The organism is Streptomyces avidinii (assembly GCF_045161815.1).
Classification (GTDB): domain Bacteria; phylum Actinomycetota; class Actinomycetes; order Streptomycetales; family Streptomycetaceae; genus Streptomyces; species Streptomyces avidinii.
On the sequence record NZ_CP108863.1, the window covers coordinates 8,116,045 to 8,138,391 of the forward strand.

Annotated in this window: 13 protein-coding genes; 7 read left to right on the plus strand and 6 right to left on the minus strand. The window is 72.3% G+C overall.

Annotated features, from left to right (window positions below; all coding sequences use genetic code 11):
* Positions 1-162 precede the first annotated feature (162 nt).
* Entirely contained in the window at positions 163-3,771 is a 3,609-nt protein-coding gene (locus tag OG373_RS36750) for a hypothetical protein (RefSeq protein WP_405443040.1), read from the minus strand.
* A gap of 166 nt (positions 3,772-3,937) precedes the next feature.
* Here OG373_RS36750 and OG373_RS36755 point away from each other — a divergent pair, with 166 nt between their 5' ends.
* Positions 3,938-5,158 carry a glycosyltransferase family 4 protein gene (locus OG373_RS36755; RefSeq protein WP_405443042.1) on the plus strand — a complete coding sequence of 407 codons (1,221 nt, stop codon included), beginning with the start codon at positions 3,938-3,940 and terminating at the stop codon, positions 5,156-5,158.
* On the opposite strand, the gene OG373_RS36760 is transcribed toward OG373_RS36755, so the two are convergent.
* Positions 5,143-7,512 carry an ATP-binding protein gene (locus tag OG373_RS36760; RefSeq protein ID WP_405443043.1) on the minus strand — a complete coding sequence of 790 codons (2,370 nt, stop codon included), beginning with the start codon at positions 7,510-7,512 and terminating at the stop codon, positions 5,143-5,145. The genes OG373_RS36755 and OG373_RS36760 overlap by 16 nt on opposite strands.
* A gap of 165 nt (positions 7,513-7,677) precedes the next feature.
* On the opposite strand from OG373_RS36760, the gene OG373_RS36765 reads away from it, so the two are divergent.
* The 5 genes from OG373_RS36765 to OG373_RS36785 are packed head-to-tail and all read left to right on the plus strand — an operon-like array spanning position 7,678 to position 13,390.
* Entirely contained in the window at positions 7,678-9,042 is a 1,365-nt protein-coding gene (locus OG373_RS36765) for a class I SAM-dependent methyltransferase (protein WP_405443044.1), read from the plus strand.
* Complete coding sequence (locus OG373_RS36770; protein WP_405443045.1) at positions 9,039-10,229, plus strand: FAD-dependent oxidoreductase; 1,191 nt, start codon at positions 9,039-9,041, stop codon at positions 10,227-10,229. Before OG373_RS36765 ends, OG373_RS36770 begins: the two co-directional genes overlap by 4 nt.
* A complete protein-coding gene (locus tag OG373_RS36775) occupies positions 10,219-11,472 on the plus strand; it encodes an NAD(P)/FAD-dependent oxidoreductase (protein WP_405443046.1) in 1,254 nt (417 codons plus the stop codon). Before OG373_RS36770 ends, OG373_RS36775 begins: the two co-directional genes overlap by 11 nt.
* Positions 11,469-12,185: a DUF1365 domain-containing protein gene (locus tag OG373_RS36780; RefSeq protein ID WP_405443047.1), complete on the plus strand. Its 717-nt coding sequence runs from the start codon at positions 11,469-11,471 to the stop codon at positions 12,183-12,185. The genes OG373_RS36775 and OG373_RS36780 overlap by 4 nt, the downstream gene beginning before the upstream one ends.
* The gene (locus tag OG373_RS36785) at positions 12,185-13,390 is read left to right on the plus strand and encodes a class I SAM-dependent methyltransferase (protein WP_405443049.1); all 1,206 of its coding nucleotides are present in this window, start codon (positions 12,185-12,187) and stop codon (positions 13,388-13,390) included. The genes OG373_RS36780 and OG373_RS36785 overlap by 1 nt, the downstream gene beginning before the upstream one ends.
* Here the strand turns inward: OG373_RS36785 and OG373_RS36790 are convergent.
* From OG373_RS36790 to OG373_RS36800, 3 genes are all read right to left on the minus strand, one after another.
* Positions 13,380-14,597 (minus strand): glycosyltransferase family 4 protein, encoded by a 1,218-nt coding sequence (locus OG373_RS36790; protein WP_405443051.1) that lies wholly within the window; start codon positions 14,595-14,597, stop codon positions 13,380-13,382. The genes OG373_RS36785 and OG373_RS36790 overlap by 11 nt on opposite strands.
* Before the next feature lie 97 nt (positions 14,598-14,694).
* Positions 14,695-17,877 carry an NACHT domain-containing protein gene (locus tag OG373_RS36795; protein WP_405443052.1) on the minus strand — a complete coding sequence of 1,061 codons (3,183 nt, stop codon included), beginning with the start codon at positions 17,875-17,877 and terminating at the stop codon, positions 14,695-14,697.
* A 145-nt stretch (positions 17,878-18,022) separates the two neighbouring features.
* Complete coding sequence (locus tag OG373_RS36800; RefSeq protein WP_405443054.1) at positions 18,023-18,934, minus strand: LysR family transcriptional regulator; 912 nt, start codon at positions 18,932-18,934, stop codon at positions 18,023-18,025.
* Positions 18,935-19,010: 76 nt separating this feature from the next.
* Between OG373_RS36800 and OG373_RS36805 the strand changes: the two genes are divergently transcribed.
* Positions 19,011-19,811, plus strand: coding sequence for a glutamine amidotransferase-related protein (locus OG373_RS36805; RefSeq protein WP_405443056.1), 801 nt, complete (start codon positions 19,011-19,013; stop codon positions 19,809-19,811).
* A 24-nt stretch (positions 19,812-19,835) separates the two neighbouring features.
* On the opposite strand, the gene OG373_RS36810 is transcribed toward OG373_RS36805, so the two are convergent.
* A complete protein-coding gene (locus OG373_RS36810) occupies positions 19,836-22,238 on the minus strand; it encodes a bifunctional serine/threonine-protein kinase/ABC transporter substrate-binding protein (protein ID WP_405443058.1) in 2,403 nt (800 codons plus the stop codon).
* Positions 22,239-22,347 lie beyond the last annotated feature (109 nt).

A 22,347-nucleotide genomic window follows, 5' to 3' on the forward strand; every position in this document is an offset into this window, starting at 1 on the left:
TCTCTGCCTGACGTTTTCGGTGCTGCTGGTCCGCTGCATCGCCATGGAGGGGCTCCTGAGTCGCGAGAACGCTTAGAACGGCGATCAAGCTACATACAACGGTGAGCCGACGAAGGGTGAGTTGGCAGATCGAGATGCGGCGGCGGCGATCCGCGCGGAGGGTCAGTGGCGCAGCCACGTGCGGATGCGGTGCGCCAGGTCGGGTGGGCAGTCGGGGGACTGGGCCAGGGTGAGGGCGCGGTGGCCGGGGCTGCGGCGTTCACGGACTGCGAAGGCCTCGGCGATCGCCCTCTTCGTGCCGGGTCCCGTGGCGGGCCACAGATCGGTGACCAGCCAGTCGGCGAACTGCGGGTGGTGGTGGAGCACGGCGATCAGGAGGATGACCACGTCGCGTTCCACCCGGTTGCCGATCTGGCGGGGATCCCAGCCGGACAGGACGAGCCGGGCCGAGGCCGCCACCTCGGAGGCCGGAAGGCTGTACAGGGCGAGCCGGGTGGCCGCGGTGACCCAGCAGCTGAAGTCCGTGGCGAGTTCGTTCTGAGCGGTCGTTCCCAGCGGCACGGCGGAACTCTCGGAGATCCGCAGGGCAGGGCCCATGACCACGTCGAGGACGCGGCGGCTTTCGTCCTGCGGGAGCGGCGCCACCCGGTTCATCCGCGCCAGCAGTTCGACCAGGGTGGTCGGCAGATCCGTGCTGCGGCCCGAGGAGACGGCCTGTTCGAGCCGTTGCCGCACGAGGAGGGCGCCGCCCGAGGGCGTCACGAGCGCGAGCGTGGAATCGGGCAGGCGGGTCTCGTCGGAGAGAGCCCGAGCGATCTCCGTGGCGGCCCCGGCATGGGGGGTGCCGAGCAGGTCGAGGAACCAGCGGGTCCCGGATTCGTCCAGGACGACGTCCAGCTCCGCCGCGGACCGGCACAGCGACCGCATCGCCTCGCTGGCCGTCAGCGGGGCGGAACCGCGCACCACGGTCCGGCCGAGCGACTCGCGGGCCTCGTCGTCGAACAGTGCGAGTCTTCCGTCCAGCGTGGCGCGGACCCGTGCGTTCTTCTGCGTGGCCGGCAGCAGCGTGTGCAGGGTCGCGGCGTGCTGCTGGAGGAACTGCAACGGCGCCGTGTCGAACCAGGTCTTGAGCGCGCTGTTCCTGGCGGGCTCCCACGTGTCGGCGCGGACCCGGTCGAGCCGGGTGAAACGATCGAGGAGAGCCTCATGGGTGTCGAGGTCCGCGGCGGCGAGCTGGATGATGGCGGGCCAGACCTTGCGCGGCTCCACCGGCTCGGCGGCGACGAGGGTCGTGATGAGTCCTTCGCGTGCCGACCTCCCGAGCTCCTTCGCGCACTGTGTGGCGAGCTTGGCGATGAAACCGACCATCGCGCGCGACGGTTCGCGGGGCAGTGCGGGCAGGCTCGCCACGAGTGCCACGGGATCGCGGTCGGCGACGAAACGGGCGACGGCGAGCAGCCGTTCGCGCCGGACCGTCGAGACGTCGTGGAGCAGGTCGTCCAGCAGTTCGGTCCGTACGAGTGGGTCGCCGGCCAGTTCGACCACGAATCGGACCTGGGCGCGCGGCCACCGTTCGGGCAGCTCGGCACCCAGCACGTCCTGCCATCGCGCCCACGCCCGGTCGTGCCGGACCTCCGCCGACTCCCAGAACCGGCCCATCAGCTCGGTCTCTTCCTCCTCGGACAGTCCTGGCGGCAGCTCCGTCGCCAGGGCCACGGTCGCGAGTGCGCGCCACTGCTCCGGCGGTACGCAGGTCCCGGTCCGGGCGCGGCGCAGGAACGTCCGCAGGATCTCCTCCTGGCCGAGGACACCGAGTCTGGCGTAGCGGTCCAGCAGTCCCTGCTCGACGAGCGGGTCGGGTCCTTTGGACAGAGTGCCGCTGATGAGGACCTGCGGCAGGGGTACCCAGGTGATGTGCGGCAAGTGGTGTTCGCCGTCGTCACGACGCCGCAGAACGGTCTCGAGCGCCGTCATCAACAGACTGCGCCGCAGGGGCGAGTTCGTCCGGGCGAGGAGCGAACCCACAGTCTGCGCCGCGAGTTTGACCAGCTTGCCCTCGATCTCCTCGAGCAGGGGAACACTGATCTGGAGCGCGGCCTCCGCGCAGGTCTCCCGGGCGTCGCCCAGCAGCGGCAGCAGGGATTTCCGCAGGGTCAGGTCGTGTGCGCCGATCCGGGCGGCGAGATCGAGGAGTGTGCAGGGGTCCTCGCGGGCCAGCGACGCGAGGACCTGGACATGAGCGCCTTCCGAGGTGAGCAGCGGCACGACGGCACGCAGCTCGGCGAAGCGCTCGTCGGTCGTACGCGGCATCTGGAGCAGGTGCCGCGCGACGGGCCAGAACGGTGAGTGGTGGTCGGCCAGACGGCCGCCGAGATCTTCCAGTTCCGCGGTGACGCTCTCCCGGGCGAGCAGGAGGGCGATCGCGAACTCGGCGTAGGTCTGGTGGAAGAACCCGACCCGTCCGCCCTGGATCTGCAGGACGCCTTCGCTGAGGAGGGCGTCCACTCCGGACGGCAGGCGGGCGGCGGGCTCTTCGAGCGCCAGCCGGTCGGCGCTCTCCCTGAGCAGGGCGCGTGCCAGGGCGAGCGCGGCGGCCTCGCGCGATGCCGCGACGGTGGTGCGGCGGCCGTCCCGGTCGCGGGCGATGCGCCGTTCCCAGTAGGCGAAGTACAGGCCGGTGATGGTGAGGTCGGAGGGGACGATGCCCTCCGCGCTGTAGAGGTCGCACGCCAGGGCCAGGCGCAGGGGTACCGCGCAGACCTGCTGGACGGTCGCCGCCGACACGACATCGGAGAGACGGTCGATAAAGCGCTCCCGCTCATGGTCGCTGCGGTCCAGGCTCCGCACGTAGTGGCCGGCCCACTGGAGGATCTCCTCCCGTTTCAGGACGGGCAGCCGGACCGCCTCGCACCGCCGGTCGCCGAACCGGGCGCCACGCAGCGGGTCGTCGATCAGGTCGTCGTACTCGCGGGTCCGGCAGGTGACGACCAGACGGGCGTGCTCGGCGACCTCTTCGAGCGCGTCCGTGAGCGCGGCGGCCGTGTCCTCGGTCAGTACCGAGTCGAGGGTGTCGACGAGAACGTGGACCTGGCCGTAGGTCTCACGCAGTTGTCTCGCCAAGGTGCCCAGGCCCGTCTCGGGCAGTCCGGCGGCCGCCGCCAGCGCGGTGTCGGCGGCCTGGGCCGTCGTCAGGTCGGCATGGGACGGGATCCGGACGCAGGGGACGAGGACGACGGCACCGGAGACGTCGCCGCTCAGGTGCCTGGCCAGCTCCGCGAGGAGGACACTCTTGCCGAGTCCGCCCTCCCCGATCAGCAGCAGGGGACGGCCGTCGCTCTCCTCCAGCTCCCGGGAGACGATCTCCAGCCGTGAGACCGGGGGGAGTGCGAACACCTGGACGGAGGCAAGCCCCCGGTCGAGGTACAGCCGTGCGGGCGTCGTTCCAGGCACCGCCGGGCCGGACGTGACCGCCGGGCCGGCCGGGACCTGCGGCGGCTTCTCGTCCGGGAGCTCCTTGCCCGCCTCCCGGCAGGCCTCCCGGTAGAGCCTGTTCCAGTCGACCTCGTGGAACCGGTCCGCGGGCAGTGTCCTGAGGACGACGAGCATGTTCTGCCAGGTGGTTTCGGCGTTCGGCAGGGACTTGCCGTGGGCCACGTCGTGCCAGGTGCTCTTGGAGACATCGCCCTTGCTCGCGATCAGCGGATAACTGCCGAACTCTGCGACAGCTTCGGCGATCTTCCGCCGGAAGAGCTGCTGCTTGTGGTCCGCCATCCGGTCGGCCACCTCCTCACGGCGTCTTCGGGCTTCCGGCCCGGAAGCTTTTCCGGAAGGCAAGCAAAGCACGTCCGCAGGTGGCGCGTTGTGCGCTTGGTCATCCGGGTGGCAGCACCCCCGGACGACGGATGCCGGACGGCCGGCGGCTTGCTCGGATACCCCCATGCCGACCGAGAAGAAGTCACCGACAGTCCTCGTCCTCGCCACCGAATGGCACTCCGGCGCGGGAGGACTGAGCACCCTCAGCCGCGATCTGTGCCTCGCCCTCGCCCGCGCCGGGGCCGATGTGTGCTGCGTCGTCACCGCGGCGACCGACGCCGAGATGCGGGAGGCCGCCGCCGCGGGGGTGCGGCTGGTCATCGCTGCCGTAGTCCCGGGCCACGCCCCGGAGGCCGGGCTGTTCCGCAGGCCCCCGCTGCCGCACGGCACCGTGCCGGATCTGGTGATCGGCCACGGCCGGATCACCGGGCCCGCGGCGCGCTGCTGCGTCGAGGACCACTACCCGTCCGCCAGGCTCCTTCAGGTGGTGCACGTGGCACCGGACGAGCTGGAGCACTGGCGTCCCGGCCGGGAGGACGACGCGGGGCTTCGTGCCGACACGCGCACCCGGCTGGAACTGGACCTGGCGCGGGGCGCCACCTGGACCGCCGCCGTCGGGCCCCGACTGCACCAGAGGCTCCAGCGGGACCTGTCGGTGTTTCCCGGGAGCGCAGAGCCGCTGCGTCTCGATCCCGGGTTCGACCGCGCCGGTCGTCCCGGGCGGCGGCCCACCCCGGGCGGCCCGCTCCAGGTGCTGCTCATGGGCAGGATGGAGGCCTGGCAGATCAAGGGCGTCGACCTCGGTGCGCGCGCTCTGGCACATGCGCTGCGCCTTCGGGGCGATGCCGAACCCGAGGTCGAACTGCTCGTGCGCGGTGCCTCGCCCGAGGGCTGCGACGCGCTGCGCGAGGCCGTCGTCGGCTGGGTGGCCGATCCCGCGCTCGGCGTCACCGTACGGCCCTTCTCCGCCGAGTCCGAACGGCTGGACCAGGACCTGGCGCGGGCCACGCTCGCGCTCATGCCGTCCCGTGCGGAGGGCTTCGGGCTGGTGGGCCTGGAAGCGGTCGTGGCCGGTACTCCGGTCCTGGTCAGCGGCAGGAGCGGGCTCGGCACGCTGCTGAGGGAGATCCTTCCCCCGGCCGAGGCCGCACGCGCCGTGGTCCCCGTGACCCTGCACGACACCGACGATGTGATGCGGTGGGGCCACCAGATCGCGGCGGTGCTGCGCGACCCGGCCGCGGCGTTCGCCACGGCGGACCGGATGCGCCGTACCGCGGAGGCCGAGCGGACCTGGGCGACCGTGGCCGAACGGATCCTGGGCCTGCTGCATCAGGGCGGGTCCTGACCGGCGGTCCCCGGCACGCCCGGGGCGGCGCCGTCGAGTTCGGCCCGGATGAGGTCGGCGGTGGGGTGGCGGAGGGCGACGAAAGCCGCCCACGCCTCCTCGCGGCGCCGCCGGGCGGCGCCGGGGTCACCCGCGGCTTCGAGACCCCCTGCGAGGTCCTGGAGTTTGTGGGCCTCCCAGAACCGGTCGCCGAGGAGGCGGTCGAGTTCCAGCGAGCGTTCGTAGTGGGCCACCGCTTCCACGGGACGGCCCAGATGCTGCTCCGCCCGGCCGATGGTCCGCAGGATGTCGGCCTCGCCCTCGGCGTAGCCGATCCGGACGTACAGGCGCAGGGCGCGCAGCGCGTGCGGGAGGCTTTCGTCGTACCTGTTCAGGTGCTGCTTCTGCTTCGCCAGGTGGGTCAGGGCGTCCGCGCGGGCGAGCCGGTCGCCCAGGGCGGTCGTCAGACCGTAGGCCGCTTCGGCGTGCCGCAGCGCCGCGGCCGGGTTCCCCGCCGCCTCATGGGTGCGGACCAGCGAGAGACGAGCCTGGAACACTCCACGCGTGTCACTGAGTTCCGTGTACGTCGTGAGGGAGGAGCTCAGCAGGGAGAGGGCCTGGGGGAACTGCCCCATGCGGGTCAGGGCGTCGGCCAGGAGACGCTGCGAGGTGGCCACGACCGCGGGGGAGCCCGACCGGAGGGCCGCGGTCAGACCGGCGTGCTGGATGAGAACGCGATCCGCGCGCCGTCCGGTCCGGCGGAGGAACACGGAAGAGGCGCAGGCCAGGCGCCAGGCGTGCGAGTCGAACCCCTCGGCCACCGCTTGGGCGATCATCGCCCTCAGCGTGGGCAGAGCGGCCGTGAACCAGGTCATCGCCTCGCCGTAGTCCGTGACGGGGGGCAGCTGCCGTGGCGGCGGCGCCCAGGGCAGATCATCGGTGCGGCACTCCTGGATGTGCCGGCCCGCGTGGACGACCGTGCTGAGGTAGTGGTCCAGTACGCGTGAGACCGCCGCCCCCCGGTCGTCCGGCGGGCTGTCGTCGGCGAGGCTCCGCGCGAAGGCCCGGAGCAGATCGTGCGAGCCGAACCGGCCGTCGGGCTGTTCGCCCACGAGGTTCCCCGAGGCCAGCACGCTCAACGCCGCGCGTGCGGCCGGGGCGTCCTCGTCCAGCAGGGCGGCGCAGGCGTACTCGTCGATGTCGGGACCCGCGTGCAGACCGAGCAGACGGAACAGCCGGGCCGCGGGCCGGGGCAGCAGGGCGTAGGACGTCCGGAACACAGTGCGCAGGTCCAGATCACTCTCGTGCGAGCCGAGAGCCTCCAGCCGGTCATGGAAATCGCGTGTGCGGCGGACGAACGTCTCCAGCGACGCCCCCACCTTGGCCGCCGAGACGCTCAGCGCGAGCGGCAGCCGGGCACACAGCTCCACCAGTTCGTCGGCCGCCGAAGCCTCCGCGGCCAGCCGGGGCGCACCGAGCCGCCGTTCCAGCAGGGCCAGCGCGTCCCGGTAGGGGAGAACGTCGAGTCCGAGCCGGTGGGCGCCCTCCCGTACCACCAGCCCGTCCAGCTGGTTCCTGCTGGTGACGATCACCAGGGCGCCGTCGGTCGAGGGCAGCAGCGGCCGGACGGACTCCGCCGACCGGGCGTTGTCGAGGATGAGGAGCATCCGCCGGTCGACCATGAAACTGCGGAACAGCGCCGTCTTGGCGTCCACGTCGCACGGGACGGACTTGGGTGCCGCGCCCAGCGCCTGAAGGAGGCCGTCGAGGGCCTGGCCCGGATCGGGCGGCCGGTCGTCGTCGAACCCCCGCAGATTCACATGGAGCTGACCGTCCGGACAGCGGTCCTTGAGCCGATGGGCCCAGTGCAGCGCCAGTGTGGTCTTCCCGACGCCGGGCGTTCCGTGGATCACGACGATGAACGGCGTGCCGCATTCCCCATCCGTGAGCAATGCGTCAAGCGTGCGGAGTTCGGCGGCCCGTCCCACGAAGTCACGTGTCACGGGTGGGAGTTGACGGGGCCTGGGGAGCCCGGACGGGCGGCTCTCGACCGCGCGGCTCTCGACCGTGCGGCTGCGCTGATCGCCCAGCTCGACGGCCTCCCGCAGCGAGCCGAGTTCACGTTTCTCGGCGGGAGTGGCCTTCAGCTCGTCCAGCAGCCTGTCGAGCGTGGTGCTGCGCAGCAGGGTCCGGCCCTGGAGGTAGGCGTAGAGGCTGCTCGGCGAGATGTTGACCCGCCGCGCCAGCACCACGCGGTCGAGGTCGCGGCCCTGTCGTTGTTCGGAACGGCGGATCGCGCTCCACAGGGCGACCGCCAGGTCCTGGCGTGAGGGGGAGCCCCGTGAGCCGTTCGCTCGAGGCGGTTCTTCGGACACCGGTCGTCTCCATGCGCGCGGTTCGTTCGGGCGGGCGCGGCGTCCAGAGTAGTCCAGCGTTCTCCAGCCCCGGGGGAGCAACGACACAACTCGTGGTCCCGTTACGGACAGATCCCCAACACCCCCTGTACGGAGCGGTGTCCGGTCCGTCGTCCGAGGAGAACCATGACGGAAGCAGCATCCACCCCCGCCCTGCGGGAGACCATGACCAAAGGCATAGCGGGGCGTGTCGCCGCGCTGTCCCGCACCCTGTTCGGTGCCGACCTGCCGGTGGGCCTGCGCGTATGGGACGGCAGCAGCGCGGGTCCGCAGGACGGCCCCGTACTGGTGCTGCGCAGCCCCGGGGCCGTCCGCCATCTGCTGCGCAGTCCGGGCGAGAGGGGACTGTCCCGTGCCTATGTCACCGGCGAGATCGACGTCGAGGGCGACTTCCGGCAGGCGCTGCGAGAGTGTCTCGACTACGTCCGGACGGTCCGGCGGACGGGCGCCCGCCGCCCCGGCGCCCTGCCGGCGCTCTCCTCGCTGCTGTCGCTCGGTGTGCGGCTGGGCGCCCTCGGCCTCCCGCCGAAGCCACCGGCCGAGGAGGCCGGGCTCACCGGACGCGCCCACACCCGGATGCGCGACCGGGCAGCCATCGCCCACCACTACGACCTGGGCAACGAGTTCTACCGGACCATCCTCGACGAGACCATGGCGTACTCCTGCGGCCTGTGGACCTCCGACGCCCCCGAGTACCGACCCGCGGACGCCCAGCGCGACAAGCTCGACCTCATCTGCCGCAAGCTCGACCTGCGTCCGGGATCACGCCTGCTGGACATCGGCTGCGGCTGGGGCTCGCTGGTCGTCCACGCCGCCGAACGGCACGCGGCCCGCACGACCGGAATCACCAACTCGGCCCGCCAGTACGAGTACATCACCGCCCGGCTCGCCGAACGGGGCCTTGCGAACGAGGTCGAGGTCCGACTGCAGGACTATCGGCAGAGCACGGGAGATTCCTACGACGCGGTGTCGTCCGTCGAGATGGGCGAGCACGTCGGTGAGGACAACTACCCCGCCTACTGCGCGATGCTCCACCGCTCGCTGCGGCCGGGCGGCCGGCTGCTGCTCCAGCAGATGTCGCGCGGCGGCGCGAAGCCGGGCGGCGGCGCGTTCGTCGAGTCCTACATCGCGCCCGACATGACCATGCGTCCACTGCCCGCGACCCTCGCGCACCTGGAGAAGGCAGGGTTCGAGATCCGGGACGTCCAGTCGCTGCGCGAGCACTACGTCAGGACGATCGACGCCTGGTCGGAGCGGCTGGAGACCTCCTGGGAGGAGGTCGTCTACCGGTTCGGCGCCCGCCGGGCGAGGATCTGGCGGCTGTACCTCGCCGGTGCGTCCCTCGCATTCGAGGGCAACCGGATGAGCGTCCACCAGATCCTCGCGGTACGGACCCGGCCGGACGGCGGCAGCGGATTCCCGTCCGTCGCGGACCGGTCCGGGGTGAACTGGGCACCGTCCGGAGCACTCGGACCGGAGGCGGAGCGTTGAGAATCTGCATCATCGGCTCCGGCATCGCGGGCCTGACCACGGCGTTCGCCCTCTGCGACCACCCCGGCACCGAACTCACCGTCTACGAGCAGGACGTCCACTTCGGTGGCCGTGCCGACGTGGGCCCCGGCGGCGAGCACTGCCCCCGCTTCTTCATGGACGACTACCGTCACCTCCTCCGCATCCTCGGCATGATCAAGGGACCCGACGGCAGAACCGTCCACGAGTCCCTCCGCCGCGTCCGCCGGTTCGCGCACACCGAGACCACCGGCTGGGTGGAGATCTCCCACCTGTACCGCATGCTGGCGAAGGAAGTACCGCTCCGCGAGAAGCTGCGGATCCTGTGGGCGTGGCGTCCGTCTCCCCTGCTCGCGGAGAAGCACTTCACCGGCCGCGGGGACAACCGGTACGGATCGGCGCGCAACTACTCGGTGATTCCGCTGACCCGCATGGCGGCGAACCTGTTCCGCGCGAAGACCGCCTTCGTGCTCCCCGGCGCCACCGACGAGTATCTTGTCGACCCCTGGGTGGCCCATCTGCGGGAACGGGGGGTCACGCTGACCGCGGACCGCCGGGTGTCCCGCATCGAGCCGTCCGCCGGGACGGTCCGGGTCCACACCGGTGCGGGAGCCGAGGAGTTCGACGCGGTCGTTGTCACGGCCTTCGTCCCCGACATGGTGGCGCTCCTCGACGCGTCCCGGATCGACCATGTCGTCAGAGAGGCCGACCACACCCACTGCGTCGCCTTCACCGTCGACCTCGACACCCGCGAGGCGGTCCTGCGGGAGCCCGGCCCCGCCCTCTACTCGCGCGACGGGCTCAACATCCTGGTACAGCCCGAGGCCGGCCGATGCGTCGTGCTGTGCACGCTCAGCCCCCGCACCGACGAGGAGTACGTGATGGACAGGCTCCGCCGGCACCTGGACCTGCGGCATCCCGTCCGGCGCATCCGCACGCGGCCGAACCAGCGCCCCGGCGAGGCCATCCTCGCGGGCGACTACCTGCGGCACGACCGGATCCTGCGCCGGCCGGCCCCGGGCGTGTACTTCGCGGGATCGGCGATCCACAACAGCTATCCGATCGACTCGGCGGAAGGGGCGGCCCGGACGGCCCTGACGGCCGCGGCGCTGATCCGCCGGGACCTCGGCCTGCGGACCGGACACGGGAGGACCAGCGATGGGGCCTGAGAGGATCGCAGTGATCGGCGGTGGCATCGCCGGTCTGACCGCCGCGTACCTGCTGCGCCACCGCTACGACGTGGTGCTGTTCGAGGCCGCGCCCCGGCTCGGGGGGCACGCCGACACGCACGATGTGACCGCACCGGACGGCGCGGTGGTGTCGCTCGACACCGGCTTCCTGGTGCACAACCTCCGCAACTATCCGCAGCTGCTGAGACTGTTCGCCGAGCTGGAGGTACCGACGCAGGACAGCGAGATGTCGATGAGCATCCGCTGCCGTGGCTGCGGTCTGGAGTACGCGGGCGGCAGACGCGGGCTGGGCCTGGTCCCCGGGCCGGGTACCGCCGGCCGTGCCTACCTCCACCTGCTGTCCGAGATACCCAGGTTCCACCGCGAGGCGCGCCGTCTGCTGACGTCCGGGGAAACCGATCTGACCCTGGGCCGATTCCTGGAGCGGCACCGGTTCACCCGCTACTTCGCCGACCACTTCGCCCTGCCGCTGGTCTCGGCGGTCTGGTCCGCGTCGGCGGGGACCAGCACCGCCTTTCCGGCCGTGCCGCTCTTCACCTTCCTGCATCACCACGGCCTGCTCAGCGTGCGGGCCATGCCCCGGTGGCGCACCGTCACCGGAGGATCCCGCACCTACGTCGAGCGGATCGCGGCGCGACTGCCCGAGGTGCGGACCGGCGCACCGGTCCGGGGGATCACCCGGCATTCCGACGGCGCGGAAGTCATCGACGCCGCCGGAACGACACATGAGTTCGGCCGGATCGTCGTCGCCACCCACGCCGACCAGGCGCTGGCGCTGCTCACCGACGCCACGGCCCTCGAGAAGCAGGTCCTCGGCGCGTTCGGCTATTCGCGCAACGAGACCTGGCTGCACACGGACGCCTCCGTCCTGCCGTCGAGGCCGAGGACCGACGCCTCCTGGAACCTCCTCAAACAGGGCTGCCGTGGGGGCGGCCCCGTTCTGGTGAGCTACCACCTCAATCGGCTGATGCGGCTCAGCGAACCGCTGGACTACCTCGTGACGCTCAACGGCTCCACCGAGGTCGACGAGGCCGCGGTCCTCGTCCGGCGGGTCTACGATCACCCGATCCTCACGCTCGACACCCTCGCCGCCCAGCGCAGGCTCTCCCGGCTGAACAGCCCGGTCGTGGTGTACGCGGGCGCCTACCACGGCTGGGGCTTCCACGAGGACGGCTGCCTGGCGGGCGTACGCGCGGCGGCGGCGCTGGGGGCACGACGGTGAGCGCCGCCCTGTATGTCGGTCGGCTCACCCACACGCGCCGCACCCCGCTGCGGCGCGTCTTCCGGCGCCGCCTCTACCTGTGGCTGGTCGACCTCGACGAGCTGCCCGCCTACCCGTGGTGGCTGGGGCCGTTCACCCGGATCCTGCCGTCCGATCACCTCGCAGAGCCGGACCGTCCGCTGCGCGCCCATGTCGACGGCTGGCTGCGCGAGCAGGGGATCGACCTCACCGGGGGACGCGTCCTCATGCTGACCTCGGCGCGGGTGTTCGGGCATGTCTTCAATCCGCTGACCGTCTACTGGTGCTTCACCGCGGCGGGCGACCCCGCCTGCGTGATCGCCGAGGTCCACAACACCTACGGGGAGCGCCACCGCTACCTTCTGCGCGCCTCACCGTCCGGCCACGTCCGCACGCCCAAGCGCTTCTACGTCTCGCCCTTCCTGGAGGTGGCCGGGGAGTACCGGATGCGCCTGCCCGTCCCCCGGGAACGGCTCGCGCTGACCGTCGCACTCGTCCAGGACGACCGTACGGTCTTCTCCGCCTCCCTCACCGGCCGCCGCCGCGAGGCCGGGCCGATGGACGTCCTGCGAGCCGTCCTCACCCACCCGTTGCTGCCGCAGAGGATCAGCCTCGCGATCCGCCTCCACGGAATCGTGCTCCGGCTGCGCCGCCTGCCGGTCTTCCCTCGCCGACCCGCCCGAAGGACATCCTGATGACCACGACCGTGACAGAGCCCCCGTCCCTGCTCACCGACGCCCCGAATGCGCCCGTGCGGGCGTGGATGGTGGAGCGACTGTTCCGCCGGGCGATGAGTTCCCTGCCCGTGAGGGTGGCCTTTCCCGGCGGAGAGCGCATCGGGCGCGGTGGCCCGGACTCGCCGGTGATGAGGATCGTCCGCCCGGCGGCGTTCTTCTCCCGGCTGGCCGTCGTCGGCCCGGTCGGGTTCGGGGAGGCCTACATGGCGGGTGACTGGACGAGTACCGATCCGGCGGGCCTGCTGACGCCGGTCGCGGCCCGGCTGACGCGTCCGGCCCGCCGACCCGCGTCGGCGTTCCGGCGGTGGGCCGACCAGAGCCGTCCGGAGGAGGAGCGCAACACCCTGGAGGGCGCCCGCTCCAACATCCGGCGCCATTACGACCTGTCCAACGAGTTCTTCGCGCTCTTCCTCGACCCGTCCATGACCTATTCGTGCGCACTGTTCGGTCCCGGCGACGACCTGCACGCCGCGCAGATCCGCAAGATCGATCGCATCCTCGACCTGGCCGGGGTGGGTCCGGGGACACGGATGCTGGAGATCGGGACCGGTTGGGGCGCGCTGGCAGTCCGGGCGGGACTGCGGGGCGCCGAGGTGACCACGCTGACGATCTCCCCACGCCAGCGCGACCTCGCCCGCGCACGGATCGCCGAGGCGGGCGTGGCCGACCGCGCGACCGTTCTCCTCCGTGACTACCGGGAGGCCGAGGGCGAGTACGACGCGATCGTCTCCGTCGAGATGCTGGAGGCGGTGGGAGATGAGTACTGGCCGGCCTACTTCGCCGTCCTCGACCGCCTCCTGGCGCCCGGCGGCCGCGTCGCCCTCCAGACGATCACCATGCCCCACGACCGGATGCTCGCGACGAAGGACGTCCGCACCTGGATCCAGAAGTACGTCTTCCCCGGAGGGCAGATACCCTCGCTGCGCGCCGTGGAGGAAGCGCTCGGAACGACCTCGCTGCGCGTCGGCGACCGCCACCGGATGGGCGACCACTACGCGCGGACGCTCGCGCTGTGGCGCTCGCGCTTCCTCTCGTGCGACGAAGTCGCCGCCTTCGGGTTCGCCCCCGAATTCCCGCGCCTGTGGGAGTTCTACCTGGCGTATTCGGAGGCAGGCTTCCGATCCGGCTACCTCGACCTCTGGCAACTGCGGCTCACCCGCTGAACGGGCCGAGCCCGTCGAGCAGCCGGCCGGTGGCCCTCGCCCAGGTGCGCTCGGACGCCATGATGTCGCGCACGGCCGCGGCCGTGGCGAAGGCGGCCTCCCGGTCGAGCAGAACGGCCGCGATCCGGTGCCCCCAGACCGGCACGTCGACCTTGTCGTCCCGGTCCACCGGCACGACGACCCGGTGCGCGAGTTCCGCGGGCAGGACCTCGCGCAACAGGGCGCCCAGCCCGCTGCGGTCGCTGATCAGCACGGGAGTGCCGGCCATGATCGCCTCCTGGCCGACCAGCCCGTAGCCCTCCACCCTGCACGGCATGAGCAGCAGGCTCGTGCTGAGCAGGTCGCGGCGGAGCGCCGCGCGATCGGTCGTGTAGGGGCGCACGATGACGTTGGCCGCGCGGTGCCCGATCCAGCGCAGCAGCCGCGCATGGAGCTCCTCGCTGGTACCGGCGGCCGCGCCGCGTACGAGGAGGTCCCACTCGGTGAAGGGGTGGTTCAGCCCCAGAGCGTGGCCGACGGCCCGCGCGGCCAGGTCGACGCCCTTGATCCGGGCGTCGTTGACCCGGCCCATGAGCATGATCTGCTCACGCCCTTCGGGGACTCGGCGGGTCACCGCATCGACACCGTCGAAGCCGGGGTCCAGGCGCACCAGCGGCGGCGTGACGTCCAGGCCGCGCAGGTCGCGTCGTAGCCAGGCGTCGATCCTCGGCCCGACCGGGACGGCCAGCGCCGCGTCGGAGGCCAGGTCGAGTTCGGTCCGGCTGCGTTCGTCCGCACGCATGCCCGCGTCGTCCTGCTGTCCGAGTCTGTGCCACTCGATCTCGTCGGGGACCATGTGCACGCAGTGGATCCGCCGCGCGCCCGGAAAGTGGTCGTCGGCCAGGGACTTGGCGATCTGTCCGGTGATGCGGCCGTGCCCGATCACCACGTCGGGCACGATCCCGCCCGCGAGCGGTGGCCTGCGCATCAGCGCCTGACGCTCCGACATCCCGGGCAGTGCCGCCGAGACGACGAGCGAGACACCGACCGCGGCGGCATCATCCCGCTCCTGCGGTGACGCGCCGGGCACCACGCAGAACACCTCGCAGCCGGCGGCGGCCAACGCGACGCAGAGGGAACGGTTGAGGGTGCTGAGGCCGCCGCGGGCGGGCAGCCATTCGTCGCACACCGCGAGGACGCGGAGCGGCGGAGCGGGCAGGGCGGGCATGGGAACTCCGTGATCGGAAAGGGGCCCGAAGGCCTCGTCGTCGGGAGATCCCAGCTCATCGGGTGTTCCGGGCCGTTCCGCGGGCGCGGAACGGCTTTCAGGAGAGCGCCAGTACGTGCTCCGTCATCGCGGCGCAGCGCGCCTGCAGCTCGCTCCGGGCCGCCGCCGGAATTTCGAGCAGCAACCCGCGCAGCACGTCGCTCCAGATCTGCACCGCGGGCTGGTTCGCCCGCTCCAGCCCGGTCAGCGCCCTGAGGAGCGTCTCGGCCTGGGGCAGCGGATTCCGCCAGCGCATCCGCAGTCCGGCTTCGAGCAGAAGCTGTGGACGGCGGCCCGCGTAGTCGACCACCGCCGCGTAGACGCCGGGATCGCCCTGGCGGGCGAAGAGCAGCCCGAGCGCGAGCCGTGACAGCTCGACCTCACTGCCGGGAGACGGGTCGCGCAGACGCGCGCAGCCCGTCTCGATGAACTCGTCCCCGCCGATGACGGCCAGGAACTGGCTGGTCTCCACGTCCAGCTCGCCACGGAGGGCCCTGGCGGACAGTCCCGCCAGCGCCTCGGGCACGGGGCCCCGGATCAGCCGGGGTTCCTCGGCGAGCATGACGACGGTCTTCAGGGTGGCGGGCCCGACCGTCCGCAGGCGGGCGGCGAGGGCATCCAGGGTGACGGCCGGTCCGGCCGGCTCCTCGTGGAGGACCGCGAACTCGTCTCCCATCGCCTGTTCCACCCAGGGCACGCTCAGAGCGATCACGCGCAGGTGTTCACGCGCCGTGAGCCGCAGCATCCCGTCCTCGTGCGTGCGGGCGACCGCGGAGAGGGTTGCGTAGACGTCGTCGTCCAGGTCGGTGCCCGCGTAGGCCGAGATCCCGGCCAGGGCAGCCCGCCGGACGGCCGGATCGGGGTCATGGAGGAGTTGTGGCTCCAGGAGTGTCCGACGGGCCACCACATGCCTTGTCCAGCCCAGGTTCTCGGCCCATTCCGCCGAGTTCCGGTGGTCCGCGTACAGCTTCGCGAGCCGGACGACATCCGGGGTCTCCAGAGCGCGCAGGACGACCGAGTCGTCCGAACGCACCGGCAGCGGCGCGTCCAGGCGCCGTCGCAACGCCGAGATACCGGCCCGGGGATCCACCCGGTAGAGCGCGGCCGCGGCACCGCTCATCCGGGGGGCCGAGACGATGACCTCGGTGAGGGCCCTCCTGCCCGGTTCGCCGCACCAGGCGAGCGCCTCCCAGGTCTCGCGGCCGGGTTCCTTGTCGAGGAAGATCGCGGCGATCTCCTCGGGCCGGGCCTCGGGCACGAGCGCGAGCACGTTCGCCAGCCGGACGGGCGTGATGAAGCCGGCGCCCTGCAGGGCCCAGACCCGTTCCACGATGGCCCGCCGGGCACTCGGGTCGGGAGGCATTCCCGCACCGGCGCCGGCGAACGTGGTGGCGAACCAGCCGAGACCGTCCCGGCCGTCGAGCGCGAGCGACCTCAGCCCCTCGGTGACGGGGCGGGCGCCCCCGGCGACCGTCTCCAGCCCGATGGCGAAGTGGATGACCTCGCCCCATTCCGGCTGCATCCAGGCACGCCCGCCGAGTACGTCGGAGAGGCTGTCCTCGGACAGCGTGACCAGCTTGCGGGCGACCAGGAACTCCTGGACGCTGCGATGGATCCACAGGACGGGGCCGTCCCCGAGCGGGTCGGGCCCGTGCGCCGCTGCCTGGACCAGGATGCCGACCTCCCGAACGGCCAGCCAGGTGCGGCTGTGGTCGCGGGACGGCTGGAGGCCGGCCCGTTCGAGCTCGGCCTCGCACCCGGCCACGGCGATCGCGTCCCGCCAGACCGGCCCGGCCGTGGCCATCGTCCAGGCCAGCTCGGTGAGCGCCTTGTCCAGGGTGGCGCGCAGCCCTCCGTCCTGGCGGGTCGCGCCGTGTTCCTTCCACGACTGGGCGAGGAACCTGCGCAGCACCTGCTCGTACAGACCGCTGCGGCTGGTGGCCACCGTGTCGACCTCGGCGACCCAGGCACAGAAGGCGGCGATCAGCGGGATGCGCGCGAAGCCGCGCAGCGGCGAGGTCGGCGCCAGTACGGGTTCGAGCCTGTCCGCCGGGACCTGTTCGCCCCGGGCACCGAACCATTGCTCCCACAGGGCGCGGACCTGTTCCTCGTCCAGGACACCCGGTTCGAGGTAGTGGGGGGCCTGCGCTTCCTGGTCCCCGTCCGTGAACGGGTCGGCGTAGCCGGCCCCGCGGGAGGTGAACACCAGGCGGGGCCCGCTGCCTCTGCGGCTGAGCGCCCGCAGCCATACGAGTGCCCGACGGACGGACGCCCGGGACGCGTCGTCGAAGACCTCGTCGTAGGCGTCGACGAGCACATGGACGGGGGCGGCGTCCGCCGACAGCCGCTGGGCCAGGAGCTCCGTGAGCCGGGCGGAGGCGACGAAGCCACGGTCGCGCGCGGTCCGCATGCCCGTCCGTACGACGGCCTCGGCGGGGGGATCGTCGGACGACCAGCCCCGGGCGAGGTCGCCCGCGTGCATCCAGAGCGGGATCTCGACGTCGGAGGGGTCCTCGCCCGCGGCGAGGGCCGCGAGCGCGCCGTCGCACAACTCACGACCGTGCCGCCGGAGCAGCCAGGTCTTGCCGTAACCTGCGTCGGCCACCACGACGGCGACCGGGACGCCGCGCATCGCGCCGGTCCAGGAGACGTCACCGCGTGGCAGCGCCGCCCTCGACACGTAGAGCGCTTCGTCCTCCGGGCTGCGCGGGGGGCTGACGGAAATCTTGACCGCGCGCTTCTGGAACGCCGCGTCCAGGTCGTTGTGCGGGATCCACGCCTGGGTCTCGCCCAGCACCTCCTTGAGCGTCCGGAGGTAGGCCGTCAGTTCTGCGGTGTGGCTCGCCCTGCGCGCTTCGGCCCCGTCCTCGTCCGTGCCGGCGGCCCGCAACGACATCTCCGCGGCTTTGAGCGCCGTGTTCGCGCGGTCGTACGCGACGCGGAGCGGAGCCAGTTCCGGTGCGCCCAGACCGTGCTTGCGCACGTACTCGTCGATCGCCTCGCAGCACTTCAGGGAGCGGGGCTTCCAACCGCGTGCGTCCCCGTCGGAGACGAGCTGCCTGATCTGGGTGCCGTTGTAGCCGATCCGCACTCCGAGCTGCGCCGAGGACAGGCCCGTCGAGTCGAGTGCCCGGCCGACGGCCATGCTGGCACGTTTGACGGCCTGTAACTTCTCGTCGCGGTCCTTGAGCAGCCCTTCGCGTTCTTCTCTCAGCCGGGCGAGCCGGGCGCCGGACACCACGGGCCGCTCAGGCCGTGCGGCCGTCGGGGTTCATGCGGTGAGCATAATGCGGCCGGCCGCCGGTCCTGATCCAGGACCCCGACCGTCGGCGGCAGCGGATCGTCCATCCCCCCACCCGCACAAGTCCCGGCGGGCGGGGCGGGGTTCAGCGCGGGTCCTCGTGGCCGGGGCTGCCGCTGCGGTCCGTGAGGAGGTGTGCCAGGCGGCGGGCCGGGGCACAGGGGTCGGCCGGGTGGAGCAGTTCGGTGCGGTGGACCAGACGGGGGTGCCGGACCGGGACCGCCGTCACGCCGGGGAGGGTGGCGGCCAGCGGCAGGGGGAGCGCGGCGAGGCCGTGATCCGCCGCGGCGAGTGCGGCCAAGCCGTGGATATCGGTGCCGAGATGGCGGAACCGGGGACGGAATCCGTCCGCGCCGCAGACGGCGCGCAGTCGGTCGAGGGGGACGGCCGTGTCCGGGGAGTCGATCCACTGGGCCTGCGCCAGGTCGGTCAGCCGCACCGCGTCCCGCCCCGCCAGGGGATGGCCGTCCGGGAAGACCACCGCCAGGGGCGCCTCGGATGCGGCGAGGGTGACGGTCGGACCGAGGTCCGGCAGTGGCAGCGGGTCGCTGGGCGCGGCCACTCCGTCGACGAGGCCGAGGTCGGCGCGGGCCGTGAGCACTTCCTCGATCACCGCTTTCCGGCCCACCACCCGTACTTCGACGTCCACGCGGGTGGAGTCCCGCAGCCGGGCGAGGGCCCGGGCCACGGGTGCGCCGAGCGCGGCGGGGGAGCAGACCAGGGTCAGCCGGTCGGAGGGGGCACGGTGCAGCCGGGCGAGGTCGGCACGGGCGGCGTCCAGGCGGAGCAGAGCCGCGGGAGCGTGTTCCATCAGCCGGGCGCCGGCCGGTGTGGCGGCCACGGGACGTCGCTCGACCAGCCGGGTGCCCAGATCCGCCTCGAGCGCGGCGATGTGCTGCGAGACCGCGGACTGGGTGTAGCCGAGGGCCGAGGCCGCGATGGAGAAGGAGCGGTGGTCGAGGACCGCGACGAACGTGCGGAGGAGATGCGGGTCCATGCACATCAGTATCGCTAATGCGTGGACCGGGAATCATCGTTGGACCTGATGTCCTGTGGTCCGCAGGATGGATTCCATGAACAGCACCCCGACGTACCGGACTGTTGACGGGCCCGCGCGATCCGCCGCCCCCACCGCCCCCACCGACCGCATCGCCCCCATCGCCCGCATCGCCCTTGTCGGCGACCGCTCCGAGGCCGTCCGCGCCCACGCCCGGATCCCCGCACTGCTCCAGGCGCTCCGGCTGCGCGAGGGGCTGGACCTCGACGCCTATTGGATCCCCACCGAGGACGCCGGTCAGGGCATGGACGGCTTCGATGCCGTCTGGGTGCTGCCCGGCAGCCCCTACCGCAGCGAGGCCGCAGTCCTGTCGGCGATCCGGGCCGCGCGCGAGGGCGGCATCCCCTTCCTGGGCACCTGCGGCGGTTTCCAGCACGCCCTGCTGGAGTTCGCCCGCAACGTCTGCGGCCTGGACCGCGCCGCACACGCCGAGAACGACCCGGCCACCGCGGAGGCGGATGCCGTGGTCGTCCCGCTGGCCTGCTCATTGGTCGGCCACGAGGGCACTGTCCGGGTCACTCCCGGATCGCGTGCCGCCCGACTGCTCGGGGCCGACCGTACGGAGGCGCGGTACCACTGCAGTTACGGGCCCAATCCGCACCACCTGGACCTCCTGCGTGCCCATGGCATGACCTTCACGGGCGCCGACGACTCCGGCGACATCCGCATCGCCGAACTGGCCGGCCACCCCTTCTTCCTGGCCACCCTCTTCCAGCCCGAACTCGACGGCGACGGGACCTGTGCCCACCCGCTGATCGCCGGATTCGCCGCGGCCGCCGTGGAGCACGCCCGCGGCCGCCGCCGGGCCGACTCATAGGGGCTGCTACGCCCCCGGCGGGCGTCAGCGCACGACCGGTCCGCTCGTCACGCTCGCCCACCTGCCGCCGTTGACCGCGTACACCGTCAGCCGGCGGTTGAGCGTGTCACCGGCTCCGTCGAAGGCGACGCGGCCCGTGACGCCGTCGAAGGCCAGCCCCGCCACGGCCTGTGGCAGCTTCGCGCGGGCATCGCCGGGGAGGGTGCCGTTGTTGGCCGTCACGACGGCCTTCACCGCTTCGATGAGGGTCCAGGTCGCGTCGTACGCGTAGGGGCCGTACCAGCCGGCCGCCTCCGGGTACCCCGCCTTCCCGTAACGGGAGAGGAAGTCCTGTCCCGCCGCCGACTCCTCGGCGGCCACGCCGATGTTGGTGGCGAGGTCGCCGTCGGGCTTCGGGTTCGTGGTGAGGTACTGCTGGTCGAAGATGCCGTCGCCGCCCATCAGGGGGACGTTCACCCCGGCTTGTTCGAGCTGTTGGGAGAGCGGTGCCGCGGTGTCGTAGTAGCCCCCGAAGTAGACGGCGTCGGCGCCGGAGGACCGCACCCTCGTGGCGAGGCCCGCGAAGGCGCGTTCCGCGGGATCGACCTGCTCGGTGCCCACGACGGTCCCGCCGAGCTTCGTGAACTCGGCCGTGAAACCGGCGGTGAGGGCGGTGCCGTGGGCGCTCGCGTCGTCCACCACGTAGAGCTTGGTCTTCTTGGCCTTGTCGTGCAGGTAGCGGGCGGCGAACGGCCCCTGGTCGACGTCGGTGGCGACGGTGCGGAAGTAGGTGGGGTAGGGGCGGGACCTGGTACCCGCGGCCCAGTCGGGGCCCAGCGTCAGCACGGGGTCGGTGTTGCCCGGGGACACGACGGCCATGTTCGCCTGCGCGAGCGGTGCCACCAGGGTCTTGGCGACTCCGGAGTTGAGGGGGCCGACGACGCCCAGCACCTTCTCGTCGGACACGAACCGGGCGGCGTTCGGTTCGCCCTGGGCGGGGTCGGCCCCGTCGTCCAGGGCCTTGATCTCGAAGTGAACGCCGGGGACATGCCCGGATTCGTTGGCGGCCCTGACCGCGAGGTCGGCGGAGTTCTTGATACCGACGCCCATCGAGGACAGCGCGCCGCCGCCGCTGAGCGGTGCGTCCACCCCGATCACCACGGTCACGGAGGACGATCCTGCCGAGCCACTGCCGGCCGTCCCGCCACCGCGGGGTGCGTCGTCGTCACCGGTGAGGGTCCAGGTCAGGACGGATCCCGTGGCGAGCGTGGCCAGCACCGCGCTCAGTACCACGGCGCGCCGGGTGAGGGGCCGCCGCCGGGTCGACACCGGCCCGCCCGCGACCTCGACCGCATCCTCGGCCGGGGGTTCCGGCGGCACGGGGCGCCGCGGGGTGTCCGTACCGCCGGAACCGGAGTCCAGGACCGTCGGGGTCTGCGGCGACGGCGTCGTCGACGGTGCCTGCTCCGGCGCATCGGGAGCGGCAGCGCTCGTCACCGCGTCGGGTGCCGGTACGGGCGCCGGTACGGGTGCCGGTACGGGGCTCGCCCTCGGATCGGGCACCGGGGAGGAACCGGGCCCGGGTTCGTGCCCCTGGCCGGCGGATGAGTCGGGCCCGGACGTGATGGAGCGCAGCACCGCTGCCAGCATCTCGGCCGCTGCTTCGGCCCCCACGCGCTGCGCCGGGTCCTTGGTGAGGAGCGCGTCCAGCACGGGCGCCAGCGGGCCGGCGTGGACCGCCGGCCGGTACGGGCGCGTGAAGACGGCCACGGCGAGGGCGTGGATCCCCTCCGCATCGAACGGCGGGTGCCCCTCGACGGCGTGGTACAGGGTTGCGCCGAGCGCCCACAGGTCGTTGGCAGGGGTCGGGCGCTTGCCCTCCAGCTGCTCCGGCGGCATGTACTGCGGTGTGCCGATGACCATCCCGCTGTGGCTCAGCTTGGTCGTCGCGTCCGCGAGGTGGGCGATGCCGAAGTCCGTGAGGACGACGCGGTCCTTGGTGAGGAGCACGTTGTCCGGCTTGATGTCACGGTGGACGATCCTCGCTCTGTGCGCCTCGGCCAGTGCATCGAGCACGGCGGCGCCGATCTCGGCCACCCGCTGCAGCGGCAGCCGGCCCCCGCTGCGGATGGTGGCTGCCAAGGACTGCCCGCGGATCAACTCCATCACGATGACGGGGACGCCGTCGTGCTCCACGACGTCATGGATGGTGATGATCCCGGGGTGGCTGAGCGTGACCGCCGCGCGGGCCTCGCCGATGAAGCGCTGGAGCAGCGCGGCGCGGTCGCCGTCCTCCATGCCTGGCGGAAAGAGGATCTCCTTGACGGCGACTTCGCGTCCGAAGAGGTGCTGGTCGAGGCCACGCCAAACCCGGCCCATACCGCCCTGGCCGATGCGTTCGACCAGCTGGTACCGGCCGGCGATGAGTTCGGGGTTCTGCTCGGTCACGCGCACACTCTAGGTCCTGTTGAGCCGATCAGGTGACGAATGAATGGCTTGATCACACCCATGGGGACAGTGTCGGTGCCCTACCGCCGGTTCCGGTTCCGGAGCCGGA

Bases quoted from the DNA above. Each gene is read 5' to 3' on its own strand.
- OG373_RS36750 (WP_405443040.1), bottom strand. From the start codon at position 3,771: ATGGCGGACCACAAGCAGCAGCTCTTCCGGCGGAAGATCGCCGAAGCT.
- OG373_RS36755 (WP_405443042.1), top strand. From the start codon at position 3,938: ATGCCGACCGAGAAGAAGTCACCGACAGTCCTCGTCCTCGCCACCGAA.
- OG373_RS36765 (WP_405443044.1), top strand. From the start codon at position 7,678: ATGACGGAAGCAGCATCCACCCCCGCCCTGCGGGAGACCATGACCAAA.
- OG373_RS36775 (WP_405443046.1), top strand. From the start codon at position 10,219: ATGGGGCCTGAGAGGATCGCAGTGATCGGCGGTGGCATCGCCGGTCTG.
- OG373_RS36785 (WP_405443049.1), top strand. From the start codon at position 12,185: ATGACCACGACCGTGACAGAGCCCCCGTCCCTGCTCACCGACGCCCCG.
- OG373_RS36790 (WP_405443051.1), bottom strand. From the start codon at position 14,597: ATGCCCGCCCTGCCCGCTCCGCCGCTCCGCGTCCTCGCGGTGTGCGAC.
- OG373_RS36800 (WP_405443054.1), bottom strand. From the start codon at position 18,934: ATGGACCCGCATCTCCTCCGCACGTTCGTCGCGGTCCTCGACCACCGC.
- OG373_RS36805 (WP_405443056.1), top strand. From the start codon at position 19,011: ATGAACAGCACCCCGACGTACCGGACTGTTGACGGGCCCGCGCGATCC.